Origin of the sequence: Massilia sp. CCM 8734, assembly GCF_011682155.1 — a bacterium.
Lineage (GTDB): Bacteria > Pseudomonadota > Gammaproteobacteria > Burkholderiales > Burkholderiaceae_D > Telluria_A > Telluria_A rubra.
On sequence record NZ_WHJI01000116.1, the window covers coordinates 1 to 1768 of the forward strand.

Genomic DNA, 1768 nt, shown 5'->3' on the forward strand with positions numbered 1-1768 from the left:
GGAACAGGGGCTTGGCGAAGAAGTTGCGCACGCGCGGCGGGACGATCGAGCGCGGCGCTTCCGGTGCGCTCTCCTTTTCGAGCTGGTGCCGGGCGCGTGTCGTTAGTTTGTATTTGATCCCCTCGCGAATCAGACAGCCGCGTTCGACCAGATCGCAGTAAAGCTCGACCATCTTGCAGTGGTCGATGCCGGCCGGGAGCTTGCGCGTGACGAAATCCCCATGCACCTCGGCGCTCTGATAGATCGTCATTGGCCCCTTGAGGAACGCTGTCAGGATCTGCTCGCTGCGTGAATTTTTCTCAGGAAATTTCATACTTAGCTCCTGCAGGCGCTCGCCGGTGGGTTTTGGCCGGTGTCTGGTGAACCTGGCCGGCGGCGATCATCGCTTCGGCGGCGAACAGGTCTTCGCGGGTCGCAACGGCGCACTGCGCCTCGTGAATCGCCAGCGCATTGCTCACCGCGTTCATGCCCGGCCCGTCGAGCCGGTACTGGCCGGTCCTCGCGCCCCGCTCCGCCGCCCGCGCCATCGCCTCCAGGGCGGGTATCATTTCCGGAACGTACTCTTCGCCAATGCCCGTTTCGGCAAGACAGAGCGTTATGTTCATGGCCGTGCAGAGATAGACATACGACGTCTCGGTTGCATCGCCCAGCTTGATATCCTCGAACGCACGCCAATATTTTACGCAGATGAGGGTCGCCTCTTCCCCCTCGATCGGCAGCGCATTCATCATGCGCACGTCATGCCGGGATACGCCGGCAGCGATCACCTGCAGGCCGCCGCCGACGGTACACTTCTTCTCGCGATATGCCTTGACGCGAAGCTTCGGCGATCCGTGTTTGCCGGCCATTATGCGTGCTCCAGCAAAGAACCCTGCCGGCGCACATTCGCGCGCTCTAGCGGTGCTACGTTCATCTTCTCGGCTTTCATTTTCGTAAGCAGTGCTGTTGCGGCCGCCCGTCCTTTGGCGGCCTCCTCGTTGAGATGGTTTTCTATTTGCGTGTAGGCCAGCTCGCGCTGACGCTGCACTTCCGCACGCAGTTTCGCCTTGACTCCGGCCAACGCTGGTTCGCCGTCCTCCCTCCTGACCTGGTCGTAAGCAACTTGGCGCACGTGCTGTGGGGCTCCCGCCAAAAGGCGGATTTGACAGCATTCGCGGTGGGCATTGAAGCGCCCCGACGGCGCCACGCAAAACTCGCAACTCACCTGGTCGGGCCGACGAGGAAGCTGCGGATCGTGGCGATCGACATGTCCGCTACGTCGTGGATGCGGATCATCATCGCCGCGCTCAGCGCGACCTTGACGTTCCGGATATTGCTCACGTTCGTCGGAGAGACTCCCAGTTCGCGCGACAGGGCGGCGTCGTTCTTGACGCCGAGCTTCGCCATGACAGCGTCGAGCAGCATGCCGACGTTGTAGGCCGGGTTGTTGACGTCGATCGTCACGAATTTTCTCTCGGTGGTGGTGGTGCTCATACGTCGTCCTCATCGGTGGTAGGTTGGTTTTTTCGTGCTCGTGATGCTTTCAAAATTGCTTTCATGCCTGCCACGGCACCGGCCGGCATTCCTTTTTTGGCGCGGGGAGGCGCCTCGGTCGAATCGATGATTCCCACGCGGCTCTGGCGCGGTGGTGCCGGCGGGACCCCGCCGTTGTCGATCGCAGCCTGCACCCGGCCCTTGAACGCCAGGGCGGACTCGCCAGCTTGCGCCGGTTGCAGTCCCAGCCGCGCAGCTTCGGCCGCGACGCTGGCGTCCGACGCCCACCAAGCCT

Annotated in this window: 4 protein-coding genes and 1 pseudogene; all 5 read right to left on the reverse strand. The window is 62.6% G+C overall.

Translation table 11 applies throughout. The features are described 5' to 3' along the window. Positions 1 to 313: hypothetical protein (locus F2P46_RS35635; protein ID WP_166899226.1), on the reverse strand; the 313-nt coding region annotated here is incomplete at its 3' end. Further along, positions 300 to 848 (reverse strand): hypothetical protein, encoded by a 549-nt coding sequence (locus F2P46_RS35640; RefSeq protein WP_166899228.1) that lies wholly within the window; start codon positions 846 to 848, stop codon positions 300 to 302. The genes F2P46_RS35640 and F2P46_RS35635, both read right to left, overlap by 14 nt. After that, entirely contained in the window at positions 848 to 1111 is a 264-nt protein-coding gene (locus F2P46_RS35645; RefSeq protein WP_166899230.1) for a hypothetical protein, read from the reverse strand. The genes F2P46_RS35640 and F2P46_RS35645 overlap by 1 nt, the downstream gene beginning before the upstream one ends. Positions 1112 to 1200: 89 nt before the next feature. Then, complete coding sequence (locus tag F2P46_RS35650; RefSeq protein ID WP_229509599.1) at positions 1201 to 1473, reverse strand: hypothetical protein; 273 nt, start codon at positions 1471 to 1473, stop codon at positions 1201 to 1203. After that, positions 1470 to 1768 (reverse strand): annotated as a pseudogene (locus F2P46_RS35655) (hypothetical protein); the annotation flags it as partial. The pseudogene F2P46_RS35655 and the gene F2P46_RS35650, both read right to left, overlap by 4 nt.

Coding starts and splice junctions, on each gene's coding strand:
- F2P46_RS35640 (WP_166899228.1), bottom strand. CDS start 848: ATGGCCGGCAAACACGGATCGCCGAAGCTTCGCGTCAAGGCATATCGC.
- F2P46_RS35650 (WP_229509599.1), bottom strand. CDS start 1,473: ATGAGCACCACCACCACCGAGAGAAAATTCGTGACGATCGACGTCAAC.